This window comes from Thermococcus sp. M36 (genome assembly GCF_012027355.1).
Classification (GTDB): Archaea; Methanobacteriota_B; Thermococci; order Thermococcales; family Thermococcaceae; genus Thermococcus.
The window spans coordinates 1-399 of record NZ_SNUH01000315.1; the positions used below are offsets into that span (position 1 = coordinate 1).

Below are 399 nucleotides of genomic sequence, written 5' to 3' on the forward strand. Positions count from 1 at the left end.
GATAACGCTCTTATAAAATCTCCTTTCTTACTTAACACACCAACTGCAATTTTTACTGAGCTTGGGTTTCCTAAACCTGTTGCACCGCATATTGGCGGAATACTTACAACAACATCACCATTACCTTTCAGCTTCATTACAGTACCGGATGAACAGGAAAAAGAATCAACATAAAAAGGGATGGTATTTAATGTGTTACTAATTGTATCACATATTGCAGAATAAGCTCCGGTTGTTACCCATACTGTATCATTTAATTGCTGACCCGTATAAGCATGAAACTCATCACTCACTTCTTTTTTACAGGAAGCAATTGCAATAATCAGAGTTAATATAGTAATTGCTTTTTTCATTCTATCACTTAGATATGCTCTTATAAATTATCGTTGCCTGCGATTA

General features: G+C 34.8%; 1 protein-coding gene. It reads right to left on the reverse strand.

All coding sequences use genetic code 11. From position 1 onward, the window contains the following. Positions 1-353, reverse strand: a 353-nt coding sequence (locus tag E3E36_RS12495) for a hypothetical protein (protein ID WP_167895648.1), incomplete at its 3' end; no start/stop codon positions are given. Between the last annotated feature and the right edge of the window lie 46 nt (positions 354-399).